Source organism: Erythrobacter sp. S158 (assembly GCF_057364915.1).
In genome coordinates this window covers 1,258,176-1,283,544 of the sequence record NZ_CP200279.1, presented here as the reverse complement: position 1 = coordinate 1,283,544, position 25,369 = coordinate 1,258,176, and the positions used below count along the sequence as shown (strand labels likewise).

Annotated in this window: 25 protein-coding genes and 1 tRNA gene; 20 read left to right on the top strand and 6 right to left on the bottom strand. The window is 59.6% G+C overall.

What is annotated here, in order from left to right:
- Nucleotides 1-22: 22 nt before the first annotated feature.
- From phaR to AC0V6T_RS06350, 5 genes are all read left to right on the top strand, one after another.
- A complete protein-coding gene (gene phaR / locus AC0V6T_RS06370) occupies nucleotides 23-610 on the top strand; it encodes a polyhydroxyalkanoate synthesis repressor PhaR (protein WP_486125301.1) in 588 nt (195 codons plus the stop codon).
- A gap of 63 nt (nucleotides 611-673) precedes the next feature.
- Nucleotides 674-2,218, top strand: coding sequence for a proline--tRNA ligase (proS, locus tag AC0V6T_RS06365; RefSeq protein ID WP_486125299.1), 1,545 nt, complete (start codon nucleotides 674-676; stop codon nucleotides 2,216-2,218).
- Nucleotides 2,219-2,264: 46 nt separating this feature from the next.
- Entirely contained in the window at nucleotides 2,265-3,683 is a 1,419-nt protein-coding gene (locus AC0V6T_RS06360; protein WP_486125297.1) for a M28 family peptidase, read from the top strand.
- 23 nt (nucleotides 3,684-3,706) lie between these two features.
- On the top strand, nucleotides 3,707-6,010 hold the full coding sequence (locus tag AC0V6T_RS06355) for a ribonuclease R family protein (protein ID WP_486125295.1): 2,304 nt from the start codon (nucleotides 3,707-3,709) through the stop codon (nucleotides 6,008-6,010).
- A gap of 52 nt (nucleotides 6,011-6,062) precedes the next feature.
- Nucleotides 6,063-6,578: a peroxiredoxin-like family protein gene (locus AC0V6T_RS06350; protein ID WP_007164222.1), complete on the top strand. Its 516-nt coding sequence runs from the start codon at nucleotides 6,063-6,065 to the stop codon at nucleotides 6,576-6,578.
- 34 nt (nucleotides 6,579-6,612) lie between these two features.
- Here the strand turns inward: AC0V6T_RS06350 and AC0V6T_RS06345 are convergent, their stop codons facing one another.
- Nucleotides 6,613-7,065, bottom strand: a complete 453-nt coding sequence (locus tag AC0V6T_RS06345; protein WP_007164223.1) for a universal stress protein — start codon at nucleotides 7,063-7,065, stop codon at nucleotides 6,613-6,615.
- Between the two features lie 176 nt (nucleotides 7,066-7,241).
- Between AC0V6T_RS06345 and AC0V6T_RS06340 the strand changes: the two genes are divergently transcribed.
- The 4 genes from AC0V6T_RS06340 to lpdA all read left to right on the top strand — a co-directional run bounded on the left by AC0V6T_RS06340 (nucleotide 7,242) and on the right by lpdA (nucleotide 11,596).
- Entirely contained in the window at nucleotides 7,242-8,639 is a 1,398-nt protein-coding gene (locus AC0V6T_RS06340; RefSeq protein ID WP_486125293.1) for a 2-oxo acid dehydrogenase subunit E2, read from the top strand.
- Between the two features lie 535 nt (nucleotides 8,640-9,174).
- The gene (locus AC0V6T_RS06335; protein WP_486125291.1) at nucleotides 9,175-9,624 is read left to right on the top strand and encodes a hypothetical protein; all 450 of its coding nucleotides are present in this window, start codon (nucleotides 9,175-9,177) and stop codon (nucleotides 9,622-9,624) included.
- Nucleotides 9,617-9,991: an acyl-CoA thioesterase gene (locus AC0V6T_RS06330; protein ID WP_486125289.1), complete on the top strand. Its 375-nt coding sequence runs from the start codon at nucleotides 9,617-9,619 to the stop codon at nucleotides 9,989-9,991. The genes AC0V6T_RS06335 and AC0V6T_RS06330 overlap by 8 nt, the downstream gene beginning before the upstream one ends.
- Before the next feature lie 177 nt (nucleotides 9,992-10,168).
- A complete protein-coding gene (gene lpdA, locus AC0V6T_RS06325) occupies nucleotides 10,169-11,596 on the top strand; it encodes a dihydrolipoyl dehydrogenase (protein ID WP_486125287.1) in 1,428 nt (475 codons plus the stop codon).
- Here the strand turns inward: lpdA and AC0V6T_RS06320 are convergent.
- Nucleotides 11,593-11,961: a hypothetical protein gene (locus tag AC0V6T_RS06320; protein ID WP_486125285.1), complete on the bottom strand. Its 369-nt coding sequence runs from the start codon at nucleotides 11,959-11,961 to the stop codon at nucleotides 11,593-11,595. The genes lpdA and AC0V6T_RS06320 overlap by 4 nt on opposite strands.
- A 20-nt stretch (nucleotides 11,962-11,981) precedes the next feature.
- Nucleotides 11,982-12,071 (bottom strand) — tRNA-Ser (locus AC0V6T_RS06315).
- A 70-nt stretch (nucleotides 12,072-12,141) separates the two neighbouring features.
- Here AC0V6T_RS06315 and AC0V6T_RS06310 point away from each other — a divergent pair.
- The 11 genes from AC0V6T_RS06310 (at nucleotide 12,142) to mazG (ending at nucleotide 21,911) form a co-directional block, all read left to right on the top strand.
- Complete coding sequence (locus tag AC0V6T_RS06310) at nucleotides 12,142-13,059, top strand: aminotransferase class IV (protein WP_486125283.1); 918 nt, start codon at nucleotides 12,142-12,144, stop codon at nucleotides 13,057-13,059.
- Complete coding sequence (locus AC0V6T_RS06305) at nucleotides 13,056-13,781, top strand: sulfotransferase-like domain-containing protein (protein WP_486125281.1); 726 nt, start codon at nucleotides 13,056-13,058, stop codon at nucleotides 13,779-13,781. Before AC0V6T_RS06310 ends, AC0V6T_RS06305 begins: the two co-directional genes overlap by 4 nt.
- 71 nt (nucleotides 13,782-13,852) lie before the next feature.
- Nucleotides 13,853-14,902 carry a lytic murein transglycosylase gene (locus tag AC0V6T_RS06300; RefSeq protein ID WP_486125279.1) on the top strand — a complete coding sequence of 350 codons (1,050 nt, stop codon included), beginning with the start codon at nucleotides 13,853-13,855 and terminating at the stop codon, nucleotides 14,900-14,902.
- A 70-nt stretch (nucleotides 14,903-14,972) separates the two neighbouring features.
- Entirely contained in the window at nucleotides 14,973-16,133 is a 1,161-nt protein-coding gene (locus tag AC0V6T_RS06295; RefSeq protein WP_486125277.1) for a D-alanyl-D-alanine carboxypeptidase family protein, read from the top strand.
- Complete coding sequence (gene tmk, locus AC0V6T_RS06290; protein WP_486125275.1) at nucleotides 16,130-16,780, top strand: dTMP kinase; 651 nt, start codon at nucleotides 16,130-16,132, stop codon at nucleotides 16,778-16,780. Before AC0V6T_RS06295 ends, tmk begins: the two co-directional genes overlap by 4 nt.
- Nucleotides 16,777-17,751: a DNA polymerase III subunit delta' gene (locus AC0V6T_RS06285; protein ID WP_486125273.1), complete on the top strand. Its 975-nt coding sequence runs from the start codon at nucleotides 16,777-16,779 to the stop codon at nucleotides 17,749-17,751. The genes tmk and AC0V6T_RS06285 overlap by 4 nt, the downstream gene beginning before the upstream one ends.
- Entirely contained in the window at nucleotides 17,738-19,315 is a 1,578-nt protein-coding gene (metG, locus tag AC0V6T_RS06280) for a methionine--tRNA ligase (RefSeq protein ID WP_486125271.1), read from the top strand. Before AC0V6T_RS06285 ends, metG begins: the two co-directional genes overlap by 14 nt.
- Nucleotides 19,315-20,091, top strand: a complete 777-nt coding sequence (locus AC0V6T_RS06275; RefSeq protein WP_486128521.1) for a TatD family hydrolase — start codon at nucleotides 19,315-19,317, stop codon at nucleotides 20,089-20,091. The genes metG and AC0V6T_RS06275 overlap by 1 nt, the downstream gene beginning before the upstream one ends.
- 10 nt (nucleotides 20,092-20,101) lie before the next feature.
- Complete coding sequence (locus tag AC0V6T_RS06270) at nucleotides 20,102-20,884, top strand: MBL fold metallo-hydrolase (RefSeq protein WP_486125270.1); 783 nt, start codon at nucleotides 20,102-20,104, stop codon at nucleotides 20,882-20,884.
- Nucleotides 20,881-21,063, top strand: a complete 183-nt coding sequence (locus AC0V6T_RS06265; RefSeq protein ID WP_486125268.1) for a hypothetical protein — start codon at nucleotides 20,881-20,883, stop codon at nucleotides 21,061-21,063. The genes AC0V6T_RS06270 and AC0V6T_RS06265 overlap by 4 nt, the downstream gene beginning before the upstream one ends.
- 62 nt (nucleotides 21,064-21,125) lie before the next feature.
- Nucleotides 21,126-21,911: a nucleoside triphosphate pyrophosphohydrolase gene (mazG, locus tag AC0V6T_RS06260; RefSeq protein ID WP_486125266.1), complete on the top strand. Its 786-nt coding sequence runs from the start codon at nucleotides 21,126-21,128 to the stop codon at nucleotides 21,909-21,911.
- Here the strand turns inward: mazG and hflX are convergent.
- The 3 genes from hflX to ntrX form a co-directional block, all read right to left on the bottom strand.
- A complete protein-coding gene (gene hflX, locus AC0V6T_RS06255) occupies nucleotides 21,906-23,204 on the bottom strand; it encodes a GTPase HflX (RefSeq protein ID WP_486125264.1) in 1,299 nt (432 codons plus the stop codon). The genes mazG and hflX overlap by 6 nt on opposite strands.
- Before the next feature lie 17 nt (nucleotides 23,205-23,221).
- Nucleotides 23,222-23,800, bottom strand: a complete 579-nt coding sequence (gene hfq / locus AC0V6T_RS06250; protein WP_486128519.1) for an RNA chaperone Hfq — start codon at nucleotides 23,798-23,800, stop codon at nucleotides 23,222-23,224.
- A 167-nt stretch (nucleotides 23,801-23,967) separates the two neighbouring features.
- A complete protein-coding gene (gene ntrX / locus AC0V6T_RS06245; protein ID WP_486125262.1) occupies nucleotides 23,968-25,356 on the bottom strand; it encodes a nitrogen assimilation response regulator NtrX in 1,389 nt (462 codons plus the stop codon).
- Nucleotides 25,357-25,369 lie beyond the last annotated feature (13 nt).

Sequence of the window (25,369 nt, the reverse complement as noted above, 5' to 3'; positions counted from 1 at the left end):
GTCGCATTGGGATTTGAGAGATATGGCTCGCAAGGCAACCGAAGACGCCGCCGCTAACGCGGATGGCGCAATCGTCATCAAGAAATACGCAAACCGCCGCCTCTACAACACGGCGAGTTCGAGCTACATCACGCTCGATGACCTAGCCAAAATGGTGCGCGACAATGTCGACTTTGCAGTCTTCGATGCGAAGAGCGGAGAGGACATCACCCGCTCGATCCTCACCCAGATCATCATGGAAGAGGAATCGAATGGCGGTCAGATGCTGCCGGTCAGTTTCCTGCGCCAGCTGATCGGGATGTACGGCAATTCGATGCAGTCGATGATGCCGTCTTATCTCGAAGCGAGCATGCAAAACTTTCGCGACAATCAGACCAAGATCCGCGAAGCGTTTGAAAAGGGTATGGCCAACAATCCGCTTACCGCGATCCACGAAACCAATATGGCGATGATGCGCGCAGCGGCCGAAACGCTGATCCCGGGTGCCAAGGGCCTCGGCAAGACCGCCAAGCCAGAGCAGCCCGCCAACGACGGCTCGACCGAGGAAATCGCCGCGCTGCGCGAGCAGATGGCAGCGATGCAAAAGAAGCTGGACGATCTCGCCAAATAAGGCCACCAATCCGGCGACAAGCCCGCATGGGCTATAAAAGTACAAGTCTAAGCAGGAAAATCAGTGGCTAACATCAGGCACGCGCTCAACGTGAAGCGCGAAGACGACTTTGCCAAATGGTATCAGGAAGTGATTTCGGCAGCCGATCTCGCCGAGGAATCGGGCGTGCGCGGCTGCATGGTGATCAAGCCGTGGGGCTACGGCATCTGGGAGCGTGTTCAGCGCCTCATGGATGACCGGATCAAGGCGGCCGGTATCGCCAATGCCTATTTCCCGCTGTTCATCCCGCTCGCCAATTTCGAGCGTGAGGCTGACCACGTCGATGGCTTCGCCAAGGAAATGGCCGTCGTCACGCATCACCGCCTGATCGCGGACGGGAAGGGCGGGTTGATCCCCGATCCCGAAGCCAAGCTTGAAGAGCCGTTGGTGGTTCGCCCCACGTCTGAGACGATTATCGGCGATGCGATGGCGCGCTGGATCCAGTCGTGGCGTGATCTTCCGTTGATGCTGAACCAGTGGGCGAACGTGGTGCGCTGGGAAATGCGCACTCGCATGTTCCTGCGCACTTCGGAGTTTCTCTGGCAGGAAGGCCACACGGCACACGCCACTCGCGAAGAGGCTCTCGAAGAAACGCACCGCGCTCTCGAAATGTACCGCGCTTGTGTCGAGGAAGACCTCGCCATGCCGGTAATCGCAGGTGAGAAGCCCGAGAACGAACGCTTCCCCGGCGCGGATGAAACCTGGTCGATCGAGGCCATGATGCAGGACGGCAAGGCACTGCAAGCCGGCACGTCGCACTATCTCGGAACCAGTTTCGCCAGCGCTGCTGGCATCCAGTATCAGGACAAGGAAGGCACGCAGCAGCTGTGCCACACGACCAGCTGGGGGACCTCCACCCGCATGATCGGCGGCGTTGTCATGACCCACGGCGACGACGATGGCCTGCGCGTTCCGCCGCGGATCGCACCGCACCAGATCATCATTCTGCCGATGCTTCGTGAAAAGCCTGAGGACGAGGCAGTGCTGGCCTATTGCGAGGAAGTTCGCGCGGCTCTTGCAACTCAGTGGTCAATGGGTGAGCCCGTTCGCGTGTTGGTCGACAAGACGCCGGGCAAGGCGGCCGCAAAACGCTGGAGTTGGGTGCGCAAGGGTGCACCCGTCATCGTCGAGGTTGGCCCTCGTGACATGGACGAAGGCAAGGTCGCCGTTCTGCGCCGCGATGCGCTGTGGAACATGGACAACGGCAAACCCGCCATGGCCTTCACTCCCAAGGGCGAATTTATCGACGGTGCCGCCGCTCTCTTGGAAGACATCCAGAACAGCCTTTTCACCGAAGCCCGCGAGCGCCGCGATGCCAACATCACGCGCGGCCTAACCCAGTGGGGCGAGGTGCAGGACTTCTTCAAGTCGAACGGCAAGTATCCGGGCTGGGTCGAGGTCGAGTGGGCCAAGCCTACCGGCGCTGCGCTTGAAAAGGTCGTTGAGCAGTTGAAGGCCGAAAAGCTCACGCTTCGCAACGTCCCGCGCGACGCCGATGCAGCAGATGGTATCTGCATCTTCACCGGTGAGCCTGCGGTTGAGCGCGTGCTGGTCGCCCGCGCCTATTGACCGCTTCCGGTTGATCTGCGGGCCCGTGCGCGGCACAAGCTCGCACATGATCAAGCCCAGCCTCGCAATCGCCCTCGTTCTCGCCGCGCCCGCAGCGGCGACATCAATCACCGCCGACGAACTCGTCGAGTGGGAAGATCACCTGGCCGAGCAGGTTTCGGAAGATCGCATGCGCGCTGACATGGACACCATCGTCGGCTTCGGCACGCGCCATACGCTTTCGACCCAGACTGATCCGGAGCGCGGAATCGGGGCTGCGGTAAACTGGGCGCTCGACGAATTCCGCCGCATCTCCAGTGCCTGCAACGACTGTCTTGAAGTCTTGGCCGTCAGCGACACCGTAACGGGCGACCGTATTCCCACACCGACACTTGTTCGCAATGCCGTTGCCATCCAGCGAGGCACCGAGCGGCCCGATGAAGTCATCATCGTGCAGGCGCATTACGACAGCCGCGTGAGTAATGCCCTCAACGCGACCGAGGATGCGCCGGGCGCAAACGACGATGGCTCAGGAAGCGTCATGGTGCTCGAAGCTGCTCGCATCCTGAGCCAGCGCGAGCATCCCTCGACCATCATCTACGCGCTGCTCACCGGCGAGGAACAGGGGCTGTTCGGCGCCCGGATCCTTGCCGACTGGGTCGAGAGCGAGGGCATGACGGTCAAGGCTGTCCTCAATAATGACATGATCGGAAACTCATGCGGCTCGGATGGCTATTGCGATCCAGAGCATGTGCGTGTCTTTTCCGAGGGGCTGCGCGCCGACTCCACCGCTCGCCTGCGCGCTCGGCAACGCCGGTTCGGCGGCGAAAACGATTCTCCCGGCCGCAACCTTTCGCGCTGGCTCGGCGAAGTCGCCTCAAGCAATCCGGACGGGATGCAGGTCAGGCAAATCTGGCGCACCGACCGCATGGGTCGGGGCGGGGATCAAATCCCGTTCCTCGACAAGGGCTACCCGGCTGTCCGCATCACCGTCGCAGTCGAGGATTACGAACATCAGCATCAGGACCTGCGAACGGAAGACGGTATCAAATACGGCGATACGGTGGACGAGCTGGACTTCGATTACCTGACCAGAGCCGCGCAGCTAAACTTGCGCGCGCTTCACAATCTCGCCATGGCTCCGATGCCGCCCAGGGCGTCCGCTGATGCGGCGGTCAGGACCGATACGGAGATATCATGGCAGGCTGTGCCGGGGGCAAAACTCTATGTGGTTCATAGGCGCCGCACGGATGAACCGTACTGGGATTCTGATGAGACTGCCTTGGTCTATGCTGATGGCCCCGTCGAAGCGAACGCAGCGGCTGCTGATGAGGCACGCCGCTTCAGCCACATAGAAAACCTTCGCGGAGACGACTGGATCTTCGGGGTTCAGGCTTGCAACGGCCCCTATTGCTCGCCCGTAGCGAGCGCGGTTCCGGGCGGTGCATTCGAGCCCGTGGAGCAGCCTGAGGGTGACAGCGACTAGTCGCGTCTCCATATGGGGCGCATATGGCAAAACGCTCCCCTAAATTCGCACCCGGCCTTCCGACAAAGAAGCAGGTTCTCGAATTCGTCCAAACTTCTGATACGCCCGCCGGAAAGCGCGAAATTGCGCGCGCTTTCGGGCTCAAGGGTCAGGAGAAGATCGCGCTCAAGAAATTGCTTAAGGACATGGCCGAGGAAGGCCTGATCGACGGCAAGAAGACCGCTTACCACCGCATGGGAGGCGTGCCAAAGGTCACTGTTCTGCGCGTTGTCGAGATCGAGGATGGCGAAGCGATTGCGATACCGGACAATTGGTCGCCCGATGCGCCGGACAAGCCTCCGCGCCTTACCGTGCGCGAGTTGAAAGGGCGGGGCGGAAAACGTGCTGCGGCGCTCAAACGCGGTGATCGGGTGCTCTCGCGCACCGAAGAAACCGAGCGGGGCTGGGTCGCCTTTCCGATCAAGAAATTGCCTGCTCGGACCGAAGGCCTAATGGGCGTGGTCGAATTGGATGGCACCGGCAAGCCATGGCTCGCGCCCGTCGACAAGCGCATTCGCCGCTCCACTCCGATCAGCGATCTGGGCGGCGCGGAAGAGGGGCAGCTTGTGCTCGCTGAACGGGCAGGGCGATCGGAGCGCGCTGGCGTGCGCGTGGTCGAGGTGATCGGCGATCCGCTCGCACCCAAGAGTTTCAGCCTCATTGCGATTGCCAAACACGGCATCCCGCATGTCTTTCAGGAAGGCGTTCACGAGGAAGCCCAACGCGCAGCCAACCTTAAGCTGTCGGACAAGCATCGCGAGGACCTGCGCGATCTGCCAATCGTCGCCATCGACCCTGCTGATGCGCGCGATCATGACGACGCAATCTGGGCCGAGCCCGACGGCAGGGGCGGTTTTGACGCGAAGGTCGCGATTGCCGATGTGAGTTTCTATGTCCGCCCTGGCTCCGCGCTGGACAAGGAAGCGAGGAAGCGCGGCAATTCGGTTTATTTCCCCGATCGCGTGGTCCCGATGCTGCCCGAAATTCTGTCCGCCGATGTCTGCTCTTTGCGCGAAGGCGAAGACCGTGCGGCGATGGTCTGCCACTTCCACATCGATGGAGAGGGCAGGGTCGAAAATGTCCGCTTCTCCCGCGCGCTCGTGCGGATTGCTCATGTGATCCCGTACGAGGAAGCGCAGGCGACGGTGGACGCTGGGGATGCGCCCGCATTCCTCACCAACCTCTGGGGCGCATGGGAGTTGCTCGCCAAGGCGCGAGCAGCGCGCGATCCGCTCGAACTTGAACTGCCCGAGCGCCGCGTGGTCCTCAACGACGAGGGCCAGATTGCCGAGATCGCCGTGCGCGAAAGGCTCGATGCGCACCGCGTTGTCGAGGATTTCATGATCGCGGCCAATGTCGCTGCTGCAAAGGCGCTGGAGGCGAAGACCTCACCCGTTGTCTACCGCGTCCACGAACCGCCGAGCCGTGAGAAGCTGATTGCGCTGCGTGATTACATGGCGACGATGGGCAAGAAGCTGGCTCTGGGGCAGGTGGTGACGCCGGGTCTGTTCAATCGCATGCTCAAGGACGTCACCGACGAGAGCGAGAAGGCGCAGGTGATGGAAGCGGTGCTGCGCAGCCAGATGCAGGCCTACTACGGACCGGCCAATACGGGGCATTTCGGTCTGTCGCTTGGGTCCTATGCGCACTTTACCTCGCCGATCCGACGCTATGCCGACCTTCTAGTGCACCGCGCTCTCGTCGATGCCTACAAGCTGGAGCAGCCCAAACCGCCCGGTTCGCTGCCTGATACGACGGGGCTTTCGGACAAGGATCGTAAGAGCCTGCAAGAGGTCTCCGACGCGATCAGCCAGACCGAACGCCGCGCGATGGAGGCAGAGCGCGACACGATCGACCGCTATGTGGCAGCGTGGCTATCGGGACGTGTGGGCGAGAACTTCGAGACCCGGATTACAGGTGTGCAGGGCTTCGGCTTCTTCGCGACAATCGTGGGGCTGGGCGGCGACGGGCTGGTGCCCGTCTCGACACTGGGCGCAGAACACTTCCGCCATGACGAAGCCGCACAGACTCTCGTCGGAGAGCAGACCGGCACGACCTATTCGGCCGGCGACCGGCTGACACTGCAACTGGCGGAAGCCAACCCGCTCACAGGCGCGCTCAAATTCGTGCCGGTGGATGAGGATGGCAATGTCATCGAAGCGCGGGGGAGCAGGCCCGCACCGCGTTACGGCCGTCCTGGCAAGCCACCCAAGAAGGCGGGCAAGTTCCAGGTCGGGAAACGCGGAAGGCCCGGAAACATTCGCCATCAGGGAAGAAAGCGGAAATGAATGGCGAAACCTTTGCCTCGTTCAAACGTAAGCGAAGCAAAGGAGAACCATCATGATCAAGCCCGGAACCCAAGTCCCAGCTATCGACCTGCCGCTCACCATCGGTGCGCGCTATGACCTGTCGAAGCAACATCCTGACCATTTCACTCTCGTCGTGATGTATCGCGGCAAGCACTGCCCGATCTGCAAAGGGCAGCTGAAGGACCTCGCCTCGAAGCTCGACGAATTCACCAAGCGCGGCATCAACGTGGTCGCCGTCTCGATGGATTCGAAGGAGCGCGCGATGGTTGTCGACGAGGAATGGGATACGGGCGATGTCCCGCTCGCCTATGATATGAGCGAGGAGACCGCGCGCGAATGGGGGCTCTATATCTCGGAGAAGCGCGAAGGCAGCGATGAGCCTGACAAGTTCTCAGAACCCGGAATGTTCTTGGTGCGGCCCGATGGCACGCTTTACTTCGCCAGCATCCAGAACGCCCCGTTCACCCGTCCGCCGCTCGACGATCTGCTGCAGGGCATCGATTACATCACCAAGAACGATTATCCGACGCGAGGCACGCTGACCTGAGCGAGGCTCTCAATCGAACATCACTAAAGGCCGGTCACGCTTCGTGATCGGCCTTTGTTTCGTCATAGCCCTCAGGGATTACATAAAGGGGGCAGGGGAGTGATCCCGCATTGGCTGCGAAGTGTGTCACCAGCGGACCCGGCGCTCCGTTTGCGGCTGCTCCCAACACCAAGGCCGCGACTTCGCGGTGTCGTTCGAGGAACTCGCTGACGATCTGCGTGCCCTTGCCGATTTTCACTGAGATTGTCGGCATGATCCCGCTCTCGGCGAGCAGGTTGCCCGCTACACCGTGTGCGAGCACCTCTGCGCGGTCGCGTGCTTCTTGCTCGATCGTTGCCTGAACGCCTCCGAAGGCGCTGAAGTTTTGCTGTGCCACCAGCGCAAGAATATGAACCGCGCCGTCAACCTGGACAGCGCGCCGGGCTGCAAACCGCATCGCCGCGCGCGCTTCGTCGCTTTCGTCCATCACGATCAGGAATGTACGCATTCGTGTCTCAAGCCCACCCTCTCCAAGTGGCGTGGTATCCGGCCAATCGATCAGATTTGCAAGTCGGGGCATCTGGAGCATGCAGGGCTTGCGACCTGCGCATGAGGCACTAAACGGGTCGAACGCCCCTACGGCACCGCTGGCCGTGCGCGGCGCATGGGAGTCAAAACGCACACATGGCAATCGAACTGAAAATGCCCGCCCTTTCCCCCACGATGGAGGAGGGGACGCTTGCCCGCTGGTTGGTCAAGGTCGGAGACGAGATCGCGTCGGGCGATATCATGGCCGAGATCGAGACCGACAAGGCGACGATGGAGTTCGAAGCCGTCGATGAAGGCACGCTGGCGGCTATCCTCGTCGAGGAAGGCACAGAGAATGTGGCGGTCGGCACGGTCATCGCATTGCTTGCTGAAGAAGGCGAAGACGTGAGCGATGTCAGCGCGCCCTCCGGCGATGCGGCACCAGCGCCCACGCCCGCCCCGGCGCCAGCTCCAGCACCCACACCGGCTCCCGCATCCAGTGAAGGCGTCAGGGCAAGCCCGTTGGCCAAGCGCATTGCTGCCAACGAAGGCGTGGACCTTGCATCCGTCGAAGGCTCTGGCCCCAAGGGTCGCATAGTGAAAGCCGATGTCGAGGCTGCCGCTGGCGGTTCTTCATCGCAGCCACGTTCGGGCGACCGCGTCATTGCCTCGCCGCTTGCGAAAAAGATGGCGGGCGAGCAGGGCATCGATCTTGGCGATGTGTCGGGTACAGGTCCGGGTGGTCGGATCATCAAGGCCGATATCGACAATTACGAGCCTGCTCCCGCAGCTGCACCAGCTCCCGCGCCCGCTGCGAGCGAAGAAAAAACTGCGAAACCCGCGCCGCAGGTGCCCGAACACGGTGCTCCGTTTGAGGAAGAGAAGCTCTCCAACGTGCGCAAGGTCATTGCGCGCCGCCTGACCGAGAGCAAGCAGACCGTCCCGCACTACTATCTCACCATGGATATCGTGCTCGATCCACTGCTCAAGCTGCGCAAGGAACTGAACGCCAGTCTCGAACCCGATGGGGTCAAGCTGTCGGTCAACGACCTGCTGATCAAGGCGCTCGCCCGCGCGCTCATCCGCGTGCCGCAGTGCAATGTCAGCTATCACGGCGATACGATGCGCAAATACTCGCGCGCCGATATCTCGGTCGCGGTGGCAGCGCCTTCGGGTCTCATCACCCCGGTCATCACCGAGGCCGATACGAAGGGCCTCGCACAGATATCCAAGGAGATGAAGGAACTCGCCGGCAAGGCCCGCGACGGCAAGCTGCAACCGCACGAATACCAGGGAGGCACAGCAAGCCTGTCGAACCTCGGCATGTTCGGGATCAAGCAGTTCGATGCGGTCATCAACCCGCCGCAGGGCATGATCCTTGCCGTGGGTGCAGGCCAGCAAGTCCCATACGTAATTGACGGCGAGATCAAGCCTGCGACTGTGCTCCACGCAAGCGGCAGCTTCGACCACCGCGCCATCGACGGCGCAGAGGGCGCTCAGCTGATGGAAGCGATCAAGCAGCTGGTTGAAAACCCGATGGGGCTGGTGGTGTGAGATCGGATGGCTGGCGAACCAAATATCGTTGACTGGTTTACTCTAGCCGCTGCATCTTTCGCTGCAATTGCTAGCCCATTCATCGCGTTTTGGAGATTTAGAAGAGAGGACCGCGAGTTTCTTGATCTCACCATCCAATGGCGCGAGTTCCCGCCTAATGGTTACAGAGAGGATTCTGCTCCCTTTTTGCACGTATTGAACAAATCGGAGCATCCTGTCGGCATCACTGACATAGATTGTCTAGTTGGAGTGGTGAGACCTGAGCCAGTCCACGGTACACTGCTAGATTACGAGGATCCGATCGACATCCAATTTCCGTATGTCGTGGAACCGGGAAAAGTTCGCAAGTTCAAGCTCGATCACTATAGAGTTCGAACTCAATACCAAAAGGCCAGCGCGGCCAAAAAGTGGCTTGGCCGCCTGAGTCGATCATGCGTTTGGGTGGGAATTCAGACAGCTGCTGGCAACAGGTTCCGTGTTGGAGGAGAGGACGTATTACCTTGGGACATTCGGCCTGCGTGGCGGAAGAGAAAGGATGCATAGAGACCATGCAAAGGTTCTTGCCCTGATCGGCAAGGCGGTGATCATTGCACTTTGCGCTGCGGTAGCAGCGTGGGGCTATGTCGCCTTGCTGGGTCTTGTGCACACCATGATGACAGGCGAACAGCAATTCAGCACAGAGGCGGCATTGGCGACATTCGGCTTCTCGCTGCTCGGAAGCTTTGCAATCGGTCTTCCAACAGCATTGCTCACCTATTTCCTCTCATCGCGCCACCTGATCTACTCGCCCACGACCGTGATGATCACCGGATTGCTCTCCGGCGTGATGCTTGTCCTTGCAAGCTTTGTGCTCGGCGGGGAGGCGGGAATTGTCATGTTGGGCGTGCCCGCCCTAATCGCCGCGATCACCTTCGCGGTTCTGGGCTGGTGCTGGATCCTCAAACCCAAGCGCGAGGCGATCATCAACGAGGCTGCCCATGGCTGACCGCGAACTCATGATCCGCGCCACCGCAATGCCGACCGATCTCAATCCGTACGGCGGGGTGTTCGGCGGCTGGCTGATGGCGCAGATGGCCTTGGGCGCGGGCGCGCTGGCGAGCCGCGTGGGGAAGGGCAAGGCGGTGGTGGTCCACGCAACCGACTTCACCTTTCCGGGCGCAATGGTGGTGGGCGATGAACTCAGCGTCTATTGCGAGATTACGGCGCGCGGGACCACGTCACTGACCATCGAGGCTGAAGGGATCGGGCGCGAACGCGATGCGGAGGCGACCACCAAGGTGAGCGCCGGGACCTTCAAATTCGTGCTGCTCGACGAGAATGACCGCCCGCGCAAAGTGGATCGCACCAAATGACAAAAGGCTGTCCTACATATGGCGTCCTGTGGCATCGCGAGTGCCATGAATACGGCGAGTTCAAACCTCTTCTTTTCCCGCTTTTGTGCGGTTTTCAGAGCGTGTAGGGACGCTACACATATTTGCTCTTGGACCGTGTAACATGCGGTCCATGTTACACAGTTACATGAGGGATCGATGGCGGATACAGACTACGATGTGATCGTGCTTGGCTCGGGACCGGGCGGCTATGTGGCGGCAATTCGCGCATCGCAACTGGGCCTGAAGACCGCGATCGTGGAGCGCGAACTGCTCGGCGGGATATGCCTCAACTGGGGCTGCATACCGACAAAGGCGATGCTCCGTTCGGCGGAGGTCTATCACCAGATGCACCGCGCCAGCGAGTACGGGCTCAAAGTGGCGGGCGAGATCGAGGCTGACCTTGCCGCCATCGTAAAGCGTAGCCGGGGGGTCGCGAAACAGCTCAACCATGGCGTCACGCACCTGATGAAGAAGAACAAGATCACCGTCCACATGGGCGAGGGCGTTTTGACCGGCCCAACCTCGCTGACGGTGAAAGGCGGCGCCGATGGTTCTGGGGCAGAGGAGAAGCTGACAGCCAAGCACGTCATCGTCGCCACCGGCGCGCGCGCCCGCGACCTGCCGTTCGCTCCCGCTGACGGAAAGCGCGTCTGGACATACCGCCACGCGATGACTCCGCCCGAACAGCCGACCAAGCTGCTGGTGATCGGTTCGGGAGCCATCGGGATTGAGTTCGCGAGCTTCTACAACGACATCGGCGTCGATGTGACCGTGGTCGAGATGCTGGACCGCATCGTCCCGGTTGAGGACGAAGAGGTCTCCGCCTTCCTCGAAAAGAGCCTGACCAAGCAGGGCATCACGGTCATGACCGGGGCAGGGGTCGAAGATCTCAAGGTAACCGACAAGGGCGTTACCGCGACGATCAAGGACAAGGCGGGCAAGACCGAGACGACCGAATTCAGCCACTGCATCACCGCTATCGGGATCGTGCCCAACACCGAGGATATCGGCCTCGACGGTCTTGCCGAGATGGACCGCGGCTTCATCCAGATCGACGATTACGGCCGGACCAAGTCGGCTGGGCTATGGGCGATCGGAGACTGCACTCCGGGCCCGTGGCTTGCTCACAAGGCGAGCCATGAAGGGGTGACCGCTGCCGAGACGATCGCTCAGGAGCTTGGCAACACGGACGTCCATCCGCATCCGCTCAACCGCGATGCGATCCCGGGCTGCACCTACTGTCACCCGCAGATCGCCAGCGTCGGAATGACCGAAGCCAAGGCGAAGGAAGCGGGCTACGAGGTGAGGGTCGGCAACTTCCCCTTCATCGGCAACGGCAAGGCGATCGCGCTCGGAGAAGCGGAAGGCTTCATCAAGACCGTTTTCGACGCGAAGACCGGGGAGCTGCTCGGCGCTCACATGATCGGTGCAGAAGTCACCGAACTGATCCAGGGCTACACGGTCGGCATGACGCTGGAAACCACCGAGGAAGAGCTTATGCAGACCGTCTTCCCGCACCCGACGCTTTCAGAGATGATGCACGAAAGCGTCCTCGGCGCCTACAGCAAGGCGCTGCACATCTAGAGCCAGCGCTTGACCGCCTCGACTGTATCGGAAGGGGAGGAGTTGAAGGCGACCTTGGCTTGCGGGGCGTGTTCGAGGATGAGGTTGATCAGTTTCTCGAACAGGAGGAACTGGTCATCATCCTTGCGAACCCCCGCGCCGATCAGGACAAGATCGAAAGGCTTGCTGGCCAGGATTTCGGCAGCCTCTTCAGCGCCTTCGTCGCCGGTCCTGATGAAGCCGACAGTCATGTCGAAGCCTTCTGTTTCCAGCGCCTCGCGGGTCTTTTCGGTCCCTTCCATGAGCTTCTCCGGCGAGAGATCAGGCCACTTGTCCCAGTCCACCACATCGGGGTGAAGACCCATCAGGACGACCTGCTTGCTCATGATACACTCCTTGCAAAGAGTGGCGGACAGGGTGGGATTCGAACCCACGAAGGGCTTGCACCCTTGCCGGTTTTCAAGACCGGTGCATTCAACCGCTCTGCCACCTGTCCGCGCGGAAATGCTCGCTAGCGACGTGCGCGCCTATTGTCACGCCTTTGCTTGCGGCTAAGAACGATATTCATGGCTCAAGGCACTCATGACTTCGCACCGGACCCACGCAACGAGCGGATCCTGATCAACGTCAACGGTCAAATGGTGCCGCGCGCTGAGGCAAGTGTCTCGGTTTTCGACAGTGGTTTCATGCTGGGTGATGGCGTCTGGGAGGGCCTCAGGGTGCACCGCGGGAAGGTCGCGTTCCTGAACGCGCATCTGGACCGGCTCTACGAAGGCGCGAAAGCCATCGCGATGGACATTGGGCTTACCAGAGATAAACTTGTTCAGCGTCTGGATGAAACCATCGACGGAAATACCATGCGCGATGCTGAAGGTGTTCATATCCGTTTGATGGTGACACGCGGCATACGTTCAACACCGTATCAAGACCCGCGCGTTGTCATCTCTCCCGCGACGATCGTGATCATCCCGGAATTCAAGGCGCCGCTCCCTTCCACTATCGAGACCGGCATAAAGCTGTTCACCGTCCATGTGAGGCGCGGCGATCCTGCCGTGCAGGACCAGAAGCTCAATTCGCACAGCAAACTCAACTGCATCACTGCATGCATTCAGGCGACACAGGCGGGGGCCGACGAAGCGTTGATGCTTGATCCACATGGCTTCGTTGCGACCTGCAATTCCACTCACTTTTTCATCGTCCGCAATGGCGAGGTCTGGACATCGAGCGGCGATTACTGCCTTGGCGGGATCACGCGCTCGAACGTCATCCAGGTTTGCCGCGAGGAGGGCATTCCGGTTTTCGAGAAGAACTTCTCCCTTACCGATGTTTACGGAGCACAGGAGGCCTTTGTGACAGGCACTTTCGCCGGCGTAGTGCCCGTAACGGAAGTGGACGGAAGAGCTCTCACGCCTTCGCGCGGCCCCATTGTGGAGCGGCTCCAAGGACTTTACCGCGGTCTCATGGACAGGGATACCCAAGAATGACGATCCGCATCGCCATGTGGAGTGGGCCTCGCAATATTTCGACTGCGATGATGCGAAGCTTTGGTGCGCGCTCCGATTGCGCGGTTAGCGATGAGCCCTTCTACGGAGCCTTCCTCAAGGATAGCGGCGAACCTCATCCGATGGCGGCGGAAACCATCGCCGACATGGATTGCGATTGGGACAGCGTGCTCGCTTCTCAATCCGGCGAAGCACCTGACGGAAAGTCTTTCTGGTACCAAAAGCACATGCCGCATCATATGATCGCACACGTCGATATCGGCGACATGCCCGATCATACTCACGCCTTTCTGATCCGGGCCCCTGAGCGGGTGGTCGCGAGCTACCGCAATAAGAATGAGCTGAGAACGCCCGAAATGCTGGGGTTCGCTCAGGTGCGTTCCTACTTCGAACGCGAGGCAGACCGGACTGGCAAGGTACCTCCGGTTGTCGATTCCGATGCAATCCTCGCCAATCCTTCCCGGACATTAGAAGCGCTGTGCGACGCAATTGGGATAGCTTGGGACCCTGCCATGCTCAGCTGGGAAAAAGGCCCTCATCCAGAAGACGGCGTCTGGGGCGAGCATTGGTACGACAAGGTGAATGCGTCGACAGGCTTCGGGGCGCCCCGAGGAGATTTGCCCGGTCTCGACGGAGAGTATCGCAAAACAGCCGATGCGTGCCGCGAAGACTATGAGTTCATGCGCAAATATGCGATTGAGTGAACAGGATTTTGGCAGCGGACATCGCTGCGCAATCACCCCCGATTAATCTCGAAAGTGAGATACCTTACGCAATGACCTTCAAGCACCTCACTTCCCTTGCGATTTTGATCGCTGCATCTTTCGGCCTTTCGAGCACGAGTGCCCCTACACCTGCCCAGGCTCAAGTCGCACGCGACGGGATCGACTTTGACGCTTACCTTGAGCGGATCAAGGCGCGCGCACGCGGTGAAGGCGTGAGTCAGTCAACGATCGACCGCATGACCGCCGGCCTTACTCCCAATCCGCGCGTTATCCGGCTTGATCAGGGGCAGCCCGGTACACCGACACGCCGCGGCTATCCGGCCATGGCGCCCTACATCCGCACTCATGTAAACCCGACACGGATAGCAGGCGGACAGCGTGTCTATCGCGCTCACAGCGGCCAGCTGCGTGCGATTGAGCGTGAATATGGTGTCCCCGGCGAAATCATCGTCGCGATCTTCGGGCATGAAACCTCATACGGCGCGATCACAGGGAATTTCGATCTTTCACGGAGCCTTGCGACGCTTGCATGGGAAGGGCGCAGGCGCGAGCTTTTCGAAGGCGAGTGGGTCGCCTTGATGAAGGTTGCCGACAAAGGATATTCGCGAAGCACTTTGGTGGGAAGCTATGCTGGTGCATTCGGCAATCCGCAGTTCTTGCCCTCGGTCTACCTTCGCCTTGCAACTGACGGAGATGGCGATGGCCGCGCCGACATCTTCGATAACCGCGCCGATACGTTTGCCTCTATCGCAAATTACTTCCGCGATGCAGGATGGCGATCGGGACAGCCATGGGGCGTAAGGGCCGCAGTGCCACGCGGTTTCGACGTCGATGCCTACAAAACCGAGCTAGTGGCCCCCGTGTGTCCGCGTGTTCACGAGCGCCACAGTCAATGGAAAACAGTTGGCGAATGGCGCGCTCTCGGTGTGCAGCCGCAGCGTTTTCTTCCTGACGACACTTTGACGTCACTCTTTCAGCCCGATGGGCCCGGCGCGCCTGCCTATCTGCTCACGAGCAACTACCGAGTGATCCTCGAATACAATTGCTCGAACTATTATGCGATGAGCGTCGGCCTGCTCGCTGACGAAATCGTGAACTAGCACGCTTCGCTCCCTCGCAATGGTGAGCGGGCACGATTATGGCAGCACCGTGTTTGCTAGAAACCACATTATGAAAATCCAACGCGCGGTAGCGTCGCTGGTCATCCTTGCATTGGCCGCGGCCTCGCCTGCTAGCCGAGCGCAAGGTCCTCCTCCCGTTCCGGCACAGACTGAATTACCAATCGCGCTTCTGGTGGATGTTACCAGCGGGCAGGTGCTCTATTCGCGCAACGCTGACCGCCGGTTTGTGCCTGCATCCATCACCAAGGTCATGACCTTGTTCCACGCTTTCGAGTTAATTGAGGAGGGCGACCTCGATCCGCGCCAGACGCTCGTAATGAGTGACGAAGTCTGGGAAGAATGGGGCGGAGAAGGATCGACCATGTGGATCAACGCTGGCGACCGCGTGGCCGTTGATGACTTGCTGACAGGTATCGCCAATATCTCTGCCAATGACGGGTCAGCGATGCTCGCCGAAGGACAGGCCGGATCGATCTCGGTCTGGCTCGATGGCATGAACCTGAGGGCTCGCAGCCTGGAGATGGTCAATAGCCACTTCGGAACGCCCAATGGCTGGCCAGACGAAGGGCATACCTTCACGACGGCGAGCGACCTCGTGAAGCTGGCGCAGGCGTTGATTAGTCGTCATCCGCAAAAATATGCGCGTTATGTCGGGAAGCCCGGCTTCCGCTACAACGATATCGAGCAATTCAACCGCGACCCGATGATTGGTCGCGTTGCCGGAGCCGATGGCATCAAAACTGGTTACACGAACGAATCCGGTCTCGGCTATGTCGGCTCTGCAAAGCGCGATGGTCAACGGCTTGTCGTGGTGGTCGCTGGCATCTCGCGCGGGTCAATCAGAGCCAGAGCTGCACGCGATCTGATTGAATGGGGTTTCGACGCTTTCGACCGCGAGCGACTTTACGCAAACGGCGACGTGGTTGCTCGCGCGAGAGTGCAGGGCGGCAATTCGCGTTCCGTTGCTCTGCAGACAGAGCGCAATGTCTTCGTGAATGTGCCCAAAGGCCGATTGAGCGAGCTTTCCCTGCGCGTCGAATATGATGGGCCTCTTCGTGCTCCGTTTGACTCCGGAGACCAAGTCGCAACGTTGGTCGTCGACGTTCCGGGTATGGAGCCGGCGCATCTTCCGCTCCTTGCCGCCGAGAGCGTGGGTGAGGCGGGTTTCTTCTCCCGGATCTATAACGGGATTGCGGGGTGGTTCTCATGAGAGGCGAGACTAGGGGGCTATTCATCGCCTTTGAAGGCGGTGAAGGCACTGGAAAATCGACTCAGACACTCAAACTGGCGGACGCCCTACGTGCGCGCGGGAAAGTGGTCGAGGTAACGCGGGAACCGGGCGGCACTCCAGGTGCCGAGGCCATTCGGCAGTTGCTCTTGCACCCTCCGGGCGATGGATGGGGCGCACAGGCAGAAGCCCTGCTATTTGCCGCAGCACGCAGCGACCACGTGGCGCAGCACATAAGGCCATCGCTCGAAAAGGGTGTATGGGTCGTGACCGACCGTTTTGTCGATTCGAGCCGCGCTTATCAGGGCGGGGCGGGGGGGCTTGGCGACGAGGCGATTACTGCGCTTCATGCGTTCGGGAGCGATGGCCTGAGGCCTGATCTCACGTTCCTGCTCGAAGTTGACGAGGATCGTCTCACTCAAAGGCTTGCCGAGCGTGACGGTGGAACCAGCGATGCTATCGGCGGGCGAAGCCCCGATTATCATCGTGCGGTTGCTGCGCGTTTTCGAAAGCTCGCCGAAGCCGACCCGAATGGATTTCGCATAGTCGACGGCACAGGAACACCGGACGAGGTCCACAATCGCGTTCTCGATGCATTGGCCGACTTGCTCGGTCAGGATGGCAAATGACGAATTGGCCTAATCACGAGGGGCCATGGCGTGAATGGCGAGGCGCCATGTCCGGCGCACGGATGCATCACGGGTGGCTTCTCGCGGGGAAGAGTGGTCTGGGCAAACACGATTTCGCCACGGCTGCAGCGCGCGAACTCGTGGCGGAGGAAGGTATTCCGCAACCACCCGGCGACCACCCTGACATCATAGTGCTTACCTACGGTCCCAAGAACGACAAGGAAGCGCGCGTCGCCGCCGATGGAAAGGATTTCGAACGAGCGCGATCGATCCGCGTTGATCAAGTCCGCGCCATGCAGCGGCGACTGAACACACGGCCAACCCTTGGTTCGCGGCGTGTCGTTATCATCGATCCCGCCGATGACATGGAAGTCGCAGCTGCAAACGCGTTGCTCAAAAGTCTTGAGGAGCCTCCGCAAGGTACGTTCTTCATGCTTGTCACGCATCGCCCTTCACGGCTCCTCCCAACCATCCGGTCGCGCTGTCGCATCTTGCGCTTTCCGATCCTGAAAGATGTCCAGCTGGAAGAAATGCTCGACGCCTCAGGCATAGCTAGCGGGGGCGATGCGCGCCTTGCGGCAATTCGCGCTGCCGAGGGTTCGTATGGTGCAGCTTTGCGCTTCGCCGAGCAGAATCTTGGTCCTCTGGCCAACGCGATCAGTACCTTGCTTACGAAGGGCGATCCGCAGATGACGGGGCGCGCCGAACTGACACGTCTCATCGGGGGTAGGGCAGATCGGGTGCGATTGGATGCGGTGTTTGAGCTCGCACAGGCAATGGTTGCCGACCTTGCCCGCAGCTCGGATAATCCCGCTCAGCGCGCAAAGCTCGTCGACACACATCGCGATCTGGTGAAGCTGGCTGCGAAGGCCCCGACCTACAATTTTGACACGGGATTGCTGTCAGTCGAAATCGGCAGCTTGCTCACACGCGCTGCCCCGGCTAGCGAGCACGCCCATGTCCGATACTGAAAACGCACCCTACTACATCACCACTGCGATCAACTACCCCAACGGCCGTCCGCATATCGGTCACGCATACGAGGGTATCGCTGCTGACGTCATCGCACGATTCCAACGTCTCAAAGGGCGCGAGGTCCGGTTCCAGACCGGTACGGATGAACACGGGCTCAAGATGGCGCGAAAAGCGCAAGAGCAAGGCCGCACCCCGCGTGATCTGGCAGACGAAATGTCCGGCTACTTCCGCGAGATGGATGAAGCGCTGAACATCGATTTCGATCGCTTCATCCGCACAGTAGAACCCGAGCATCACCGCGCGAGCCAAGCGATCTGGGAGCGGATGGAAGCCGCCGGCGATCTTTACCTCGATCGTTACGAAGGCTGGTACTCGGTGCGCGACGAAGCGTACTATGACGAGAGTGAACTGGTTGAAGGTGAGGGCGAGCAGAAGCTCTCCCCGCAAGGTACTCCGGTCGAGTGGACCGTTGAAGAAAGCTGGTTCTTCCGCCTGTCGAAATACGAAAAACCGCTTCTGGAGCTGCTCAAGACGCCCGGTTTCCTTGAGCCTGCAAGCCGCCGCAACGAAATGATCGCTTTCGTCGAACAGGGCCTGCGCGATCTTTCGGTAAGCCGAACCAGCTTCGACTGGGGCGTGAAGGTGCCGGGTTCTGACAATCACGTGATGTATGTCTGGGTCGATGCGCTGACAAATTACCTCACCGGTCTTGGTTTCCCAGACGAAACGCCCGAGATGGAGAAGTTCTGGCCGGCCAGCTTGCATCTGATCGGCAAGGATATCGTGCGCTTCCACACGATCTACTGGCCGGCATTCTTGATGAGCGCGAACCTTCCTGTACCCCAGAAAGTGTTCGGCCACGGCTTCCTTCTCAATCGCGGACAGAAAGAATTGAAGTCGCTTGGCAATGTCACGGATCCGCTTGAGCTTGCGGAACAGTTCGGTGTCGACAACCTGCGCTATTTCCTCATGCGCGAAGTCGCGTTCGGCCAGGACGGTTCCTATTCACCTGAAGCGATTGTGACGCGCACAAATGCGGAACTGGCCAACAGCTTTGGCAACCTCGCGCAGCGCACGCTCTCGATGATTGCAAAGAATATGGATGGGGTGCTTGAACCGTTCGAGCGTGCAGAGGTTGACACCGCTTTGCTCGCCGCCGTGAAAACCGCTTGTGCTACCGATCTTCCGAGAGAATTCGAGCAGCTGGCCTTTTCGGTCGGGATCGAGGCTTGGATCAAGGCGGTGTATGCCTGCAATCAGTATGTCGACGAGCAGGCACCCTGGACGCTCAAGAAAACCGATCCGGAGCGCATGAAAGCGGTGCTCCAGACGCTTTTTTGCGCCATTCGCGATCTTGCCATCGCAATTCAGCCCATCGTGCCTGAAAAGGCCTCTGCAGTTCTCGACCAACTCGGTGTGTCGGAAAACGAGCGCCAGTTTGAACACCTTAATGACCGTTCGTGGTTCGACCGGCTGGCGACAAGCGGTCATTTGGTGGGCAAACCCACCCCGATCTTCCCACGCCTTGAATTGCCAGAGGCGGCCGAGGAGAAATCGTGATGCTCGTCGATAGCCACTGCCATCTTGAGTACAAAGGACTGGTTGAGGATCAGGTAGGCGTCCTATCTCGCGCTCGTGAGGCTGGCGTAGGCGCCTTTCTCAACATCTCGACCAAACAGCGCGAGTGGGAGCAGGTCGTCGGCACTGCGAACCGCGAGGCAGATGTTTATGCCAGCGTGGGCATCCATCCTCACGAGGCAGACGGTCATGAGGACTTGGGCCGCGAGGTGCTGCTTAAAGCGACCGAGAATGCCAAGGTTATCGGGATCGGTGAGACTGGGCTCGATTACTTCTACAAGCACTCGGATCGGGTGACGCAGGCTAAGCTGTTTCGAATGCATATCGACGTGGCACGTGAGACGGGACTGCCGGTCATCATTCACACGCGCGATGCAGAAGGCGACACGCTTGAAATTCTCGAAGACGAGCTGGGAAAGGGGGCTTTTCCGGCGCTCATCCACTGTTTCACCGCTTCATCAGAATTCGGGCGCAAGGTCCTCGACCTGGGTCTGACGATCTCGCTGTCAGGAATCGTAACATTCAAGAATGCCAAGGACTTGCAGGCCACAGCTCGCGAAGTTCCAGAAGACCGGCTGCTGGTTGAAACGGACAGCCCTTTCTTGGCGCCTGTGCCCAATCGCGGCAGGGTTTGTGAACCTGCATTTGTCGCCGACACAGCGCGTTTCGTGGCTGAACTCCGCGGAATAGAAGCTGAGCAATTGGCGCAGCAAACCACCGCCAACTTCACGAAACTGTTCAGCAAGGCTGACCTGTGAGGCAACAGGCGTGAAGTTCATCATGCTCGGCTCAGGCACGTCCACCGGCGTTCCGCGGATCGGCGGCGAAGATGGCGAGGGCGACTGGGGCGACTGCGACCCGACCGAACCACGCAATCGCCGCACGCGCGTATCGATCCTGGTGGAAAGCGATGAAGGCAGGCGTCTGCTTATCGACACGTCCTCTGATTGCCGTGCTCAACTTCTCGCAAACCGCATCAACAAGATCGACGCGGTGTTCTGGACGCACGACCACGCGGACCACTGCCACGGCATCGACGATCTCAGAGTGCTCCGATATGGGCGCGGTGGCCCAATTCCGGCCTATGCCAGTACGGAAACCGTCAGGCGTCTGCGCCAGCGGTTTGGATATGTTTTTGCCGGTCAGGACGGCTATCCGACCATTTGCTCGCTGGAAACGCTAGACAGGCTGAGGATCGTGGCCGGCTTCGGGGTCGAATGGTGCCAGATGGAACATGGACCTGGTGAGACGACCGGATATCGGTTCGAAGCTGACGGTAAATCAATTGCTTACGCGACAGACTTCAGTTCCATTTCGACAGAGATGGTTGAGCTTTATGACGGCGTCGACATCCTGGTGAGCGATTGTTTGCGGCGTGAGCCTCATCCAACTCATGCTCACCTAGCAATGGCTATCGAATTGGCCGAACGTTCTGGTGCCGGACAGCTTGTGCTAAGCCATCTCGACAAGAGTATGGATTACCGGACATTGGTCGACGAAGTGCCCGAAGGCGTAGTCGTTGGCTTTGACGGATTGGAGATGAGGGCATGAGCGAAGGTTCCATTATCTCAATTGTTGCTTTGCTTGGATGGCTGATCCTAGCCGGGAGTGCGATCGCGAGTTTCAGGCTGGGTTGGGCAAAGATTGCTCAGCTTGCACTGGTGTGGCTCGCCATTTTTGCGGGGTTGTTCGTCGCAGCCGATCTGTTGGGGGCTCGATTGCCCACCTAACGCCACCATCACATATTTAACATAATATATATTATCATTCTGACATTGAGGCCATTTGCTGAATGACCAAGGCCCCCAATTCGACCGAAATCGACCGCCTTCTCTCGATCATGGCGCGCCTGCGCGATCCAGAGCGCGGATGCGAATGGGACCTTGCCCAGAACTTCGAAACCATCGCTCCGTACACAATCGAAGAAGCGTACGAAGTGGCCGACGCAATCGAACGCAAGAACATGCCTGACCTCAAAGGAGAACTTGGCGATCTCCTTCTTCAAGTTGTCTTTCATGCGCGCATGGCGGAAGAATCCGGACATTTCACGTTCGAGGATGTCGCGCGTTCGATCAGCGACAAGATGGAAGCCCGCCATCCTCACATCTTCGGAAACGAAGGCGGCGCTATGACATCAGCCCGCTGGGAGGACCTCAAAGCTGCTGAACGCGAAGATATCGGCATGCAGAGCGCCATGGACGGCGTCGCCAATGCACTTCCTGCATTGCTGCGCAGCGAAAAACTGCAGAAGCGAGCCGCTCGCGTCGGTTTCGAGTGGCATGACATCAAAGGTCCTCAGGAAAAGCTCGATGAGGAACTGCGCGAGTTGGAGGAAGCGAGCGAGGATGAGCGTCTCGTTGAAGCCGGAGATGTCCTCTTCGTCGCAGTGAACATCATTCGGCGATATGGCGTTGATGCGGAAGCCGCGTTGAAAGCGTCAAACGCCAAGTTTGAGCGTCGTTTCAGGCAGATGGAAGAGCTTTCAGCAGCCGATGGCCACGCATTCGACCAGCTTTCTCTCGAACAGCAGGAATCGTATTGGCAGAAGGTCAAACGTGCTGAGAAATCAACGCTATAAGGATGCGTACTGACCCAGTTCCTTAGGGTTGAGCCTAACCGTCAACCGGCGTTCTGGACCGTGCTCCCCTTCCCCGGCATCGCAATCCTCGAGGACGTCTCCGTGCGCATGCAGCCATGCAAGTCGCCGGCCGTCCGATGCAGGCAACGTGATCGTCACTTCTTTGGCCGACGCGGTCAGCATATCGGCGATCTTGTCTGCGAAAGCTTCAACGCCTTCGCCGCTCGACGCTGAAAGCAGTACCGCGTCCTGTCCTGTTGCTGCCTCGCGCAGTTCCGTGAGGGTGTCTTCAGAAAGCAGGTCCGCCTTATTCCACACTTCAAGGATCGGGATTTCGCTCTCTCCGCTCTCCGCGTCGACGACACCCAGATCCGAAAGGACCTCCATGACCTGTTTTTTCTGCGCGGAATGCGCCGGGTTCGCCATGTCGCGAACATGACAAATGATGTCCGCGCCAGTCACCTCTTCGAGGGTGGCACGGAAAGCGGCGACCAACTGCGTGGGAAGATCTGAAATGAAACCGACAGTGTCAGAAAGGATGGCTTTTTCCACGCCGGGCAAGCTGATAGCCCGCATCGTTGGATCCAGCGTGGCGAAAAGGAGGTCTTCAGCCATGACCTCCGCACCGGTGAGGCGATTGAAGAGGGTCGATTTCCCGGCATTGGTGTATCCTACGAGGGCAATGACCGGCCAAGGCGCCCTTCCCCGCCTTTCACGGTGAAGCGTACGGGTCTTGCGCACCTGCTCAAGCTCTCGGCGCAATCGTCCCATACGCTGGCGGATCATCCGGCGGTCTGCTTCGATCTGGGTTTCACCGGGGCCGCCAAGGAAGCCGAAACCACCTCGCTGCCGTTCAAGGTGGGTCCAGCTGCGGACAAGCCGGCTCTGCTGATAGTCGAGGTGTGCCAGCTCAACCTGGAGCCGCCCTTCAGCCGTCGCAGCACGCTCACCGAAGATCTCGAGGATCAATCCCGTTCGATCAATTACCTTGCGCTTGAGCTTGTCTTCAAGATTGCGCTGCTGGATCGGCGTCAATGCACCATCAACAATCACGAGCTCGCATTCGTGCTGTTCGCACAAGATCTTGATGTTCTCGACCTGACCGGAGCCGAAAAGCGTGTTGGGTTGCATCTGACGGACGGGGAAGATTTCCGAATGCTCGATCACGACGCCAATTGCCAGCGCAAGGCCTTCGGCCTCCGCGAGACGCTCGGCGGCGTCAAGGTCGTAGCTGAAACTCCTGATATCCGGGCACAAGACAAGGGCCCGCGCACCGCGGGTGACTTCATCCATCAGGTCATCGTCGAAACTCAGTAATCGTCCCCGTAATCATCTTCCTCGCCGGCATCATCGGAGAGGTCGACTGGGCTTGCAGGCTGGATTGTTGAAACCGCGTGCTTATAGGCGAGTTGCACGGCCCCTTCCCGCTCCAGCAGCATGCAGAACAGATCGTATGCCGCGATCCGTCCCTGAAGCATCACGCCATTGACGAGGAACATCGTCACCTGAACGCCGGCATCACTCACACGGCTGAGGAACACATCCTGCAGCATGCGCTGCTTGCCGCCGGCACCGCGATTGCTGAACTGTTCAGCATCAACCGCGCCCGATGGCATAATCGTGGAAATGGCGTGCTTATAGACCAATTGCGATTGGCCATCACGGCGCAAAAGGATCGAGAAATTATCGAACCACGTGACAATCCCTTGAAGTTTAACGCCTTTTACAAGAAACATTGTGACCGGTGTCTTGTTCTTGCGCAGCAGGTTGAGAAAGGCATCTTGCAGGTTGCCTTGACGAGACCCGCTTGCAGTCGAACGCGACTGACTATCGCTTGTCTCGGAGGATCTCGCAGAAGGGCGCGGAGAGAGGGTTCGCCCGGTGGACATGTTATGCTCCTGTTGTTGGCGGCCGTTCATTCAGTCCGCATGACGCCGCCAGCCCCCCCGGACTGATTTGCAGCTCAACTCATATAATGGCGACTGCAATGCCTTGCCGCAATGGGATATTTCATCACATCGCAAATCTGGCCGTTCTTGGGGTCGGGTGGTCAGCCCTACCCCTTGCGCTCAGCATCGCGCCGGTCCGCCATTCCCAGAAGCTTGAGTTTGCGATGGAGCGCAGATCGTTCCATCCCGATGAAGGTGGCGGTTTTCGAGATGTTCCCCGAAAAGCGGCGTATCTGGATTGCAAGATATTCGCGCTCAAAGCTCTCGCGCGCTTCGCGCAAGGGCACACCCATCATGGTCGATAGACCCGGGCCCGACCCAGCGAGCCTCCCGCCGGTGATCTCACCAGGAAGCATATCAGTCTCGACGACATTGAGGCGTTCACGCGGCGTCATGATGATCGTTCGCTCGACGACGTTGCGAAGCTGGCGCACGTTACCAGGCCAATCATACGCCTGGAGGGCAGCCATTGCTTCTTCACTGATTTCGGGCGGAGGCAGTCCCTGATCGGTCGAATAACGCGTAAAGAAATGCTCGGCGAGTGCAGGAATGTCATCGCGCCGGTCGGCAAGCGAAGGGATAGATACTGGCACAACGTTCAATCGATAGAACAGGTCTTCGCGGAACCGCTTCTCCTCCATTTCGACTGCCAGATCGCGCGTGGTTGAAGAAACCACCCGTACATCGACGCCAATCTGACGCGTGCCCCCGACCCGGACGAAGCTCTGCTCTGTCAACACGCGAAGAATACGGGCCTGTGTCGAAAGCGGCATATCTGCGACTTCGTCGAGATAGAGCGTGCCACCATCGGCCAATTCGAGGAGACCGGGTCGGACCTGCTTTCCGTCGGATTCCTCGCCAAAGAGCTCTTGCTCAAAGCGCTCGGGCGTAATTCGCGCGGAGTTGACGAGCACAAAGGCATTGTCCGAACGGCTGCTCCAGGCATGGAGCATGCGCGCCGCGACTTCCTTGCCAGCTCCCGCCGGGCCAGTGATGAGCACCCGGCTACCGGTGTTCGCGACACGCTTGAGAGTTGCGCGGACAGCATTGATTGCGCTCGAATTGCCTGTGAAGTCCGTGCCGCCCCAGCTTGCGTCGCGAAGATTGGTGTTCTCGCGGCGCAAACGCTCGGTTTCCGTTGCACGCTCGACCAGGAGGAGCAATCGCTCAGCTTCAAACGGCTTTTCGATGAAGTCCATTGCCCCGCGACCGACCGCCGAGACTGCGGTGTCGATGTTGCCATGGCCCGAGAAGATGATCACGGGCACGTCAGGTTCCCGCTGTTTTATCGCGTCCAGTGTTTCGAGCCCGTCCAACTCGCTTCCGTGCAACCAGACATCAAGCAGGACGAGACTGGGCCGGCGCTCGTCTATGGCAGCGAGCGCGCTGGTGGAATCGGCAGCGGTTCGGCATTCATAGCCTTCATCGCCAAGTACGCCGGCAACAAGGTCGCGAATATCGCGTTCATCATCGACAATCAGGATATCGAGCGCCATGCGCTTCTCCTCA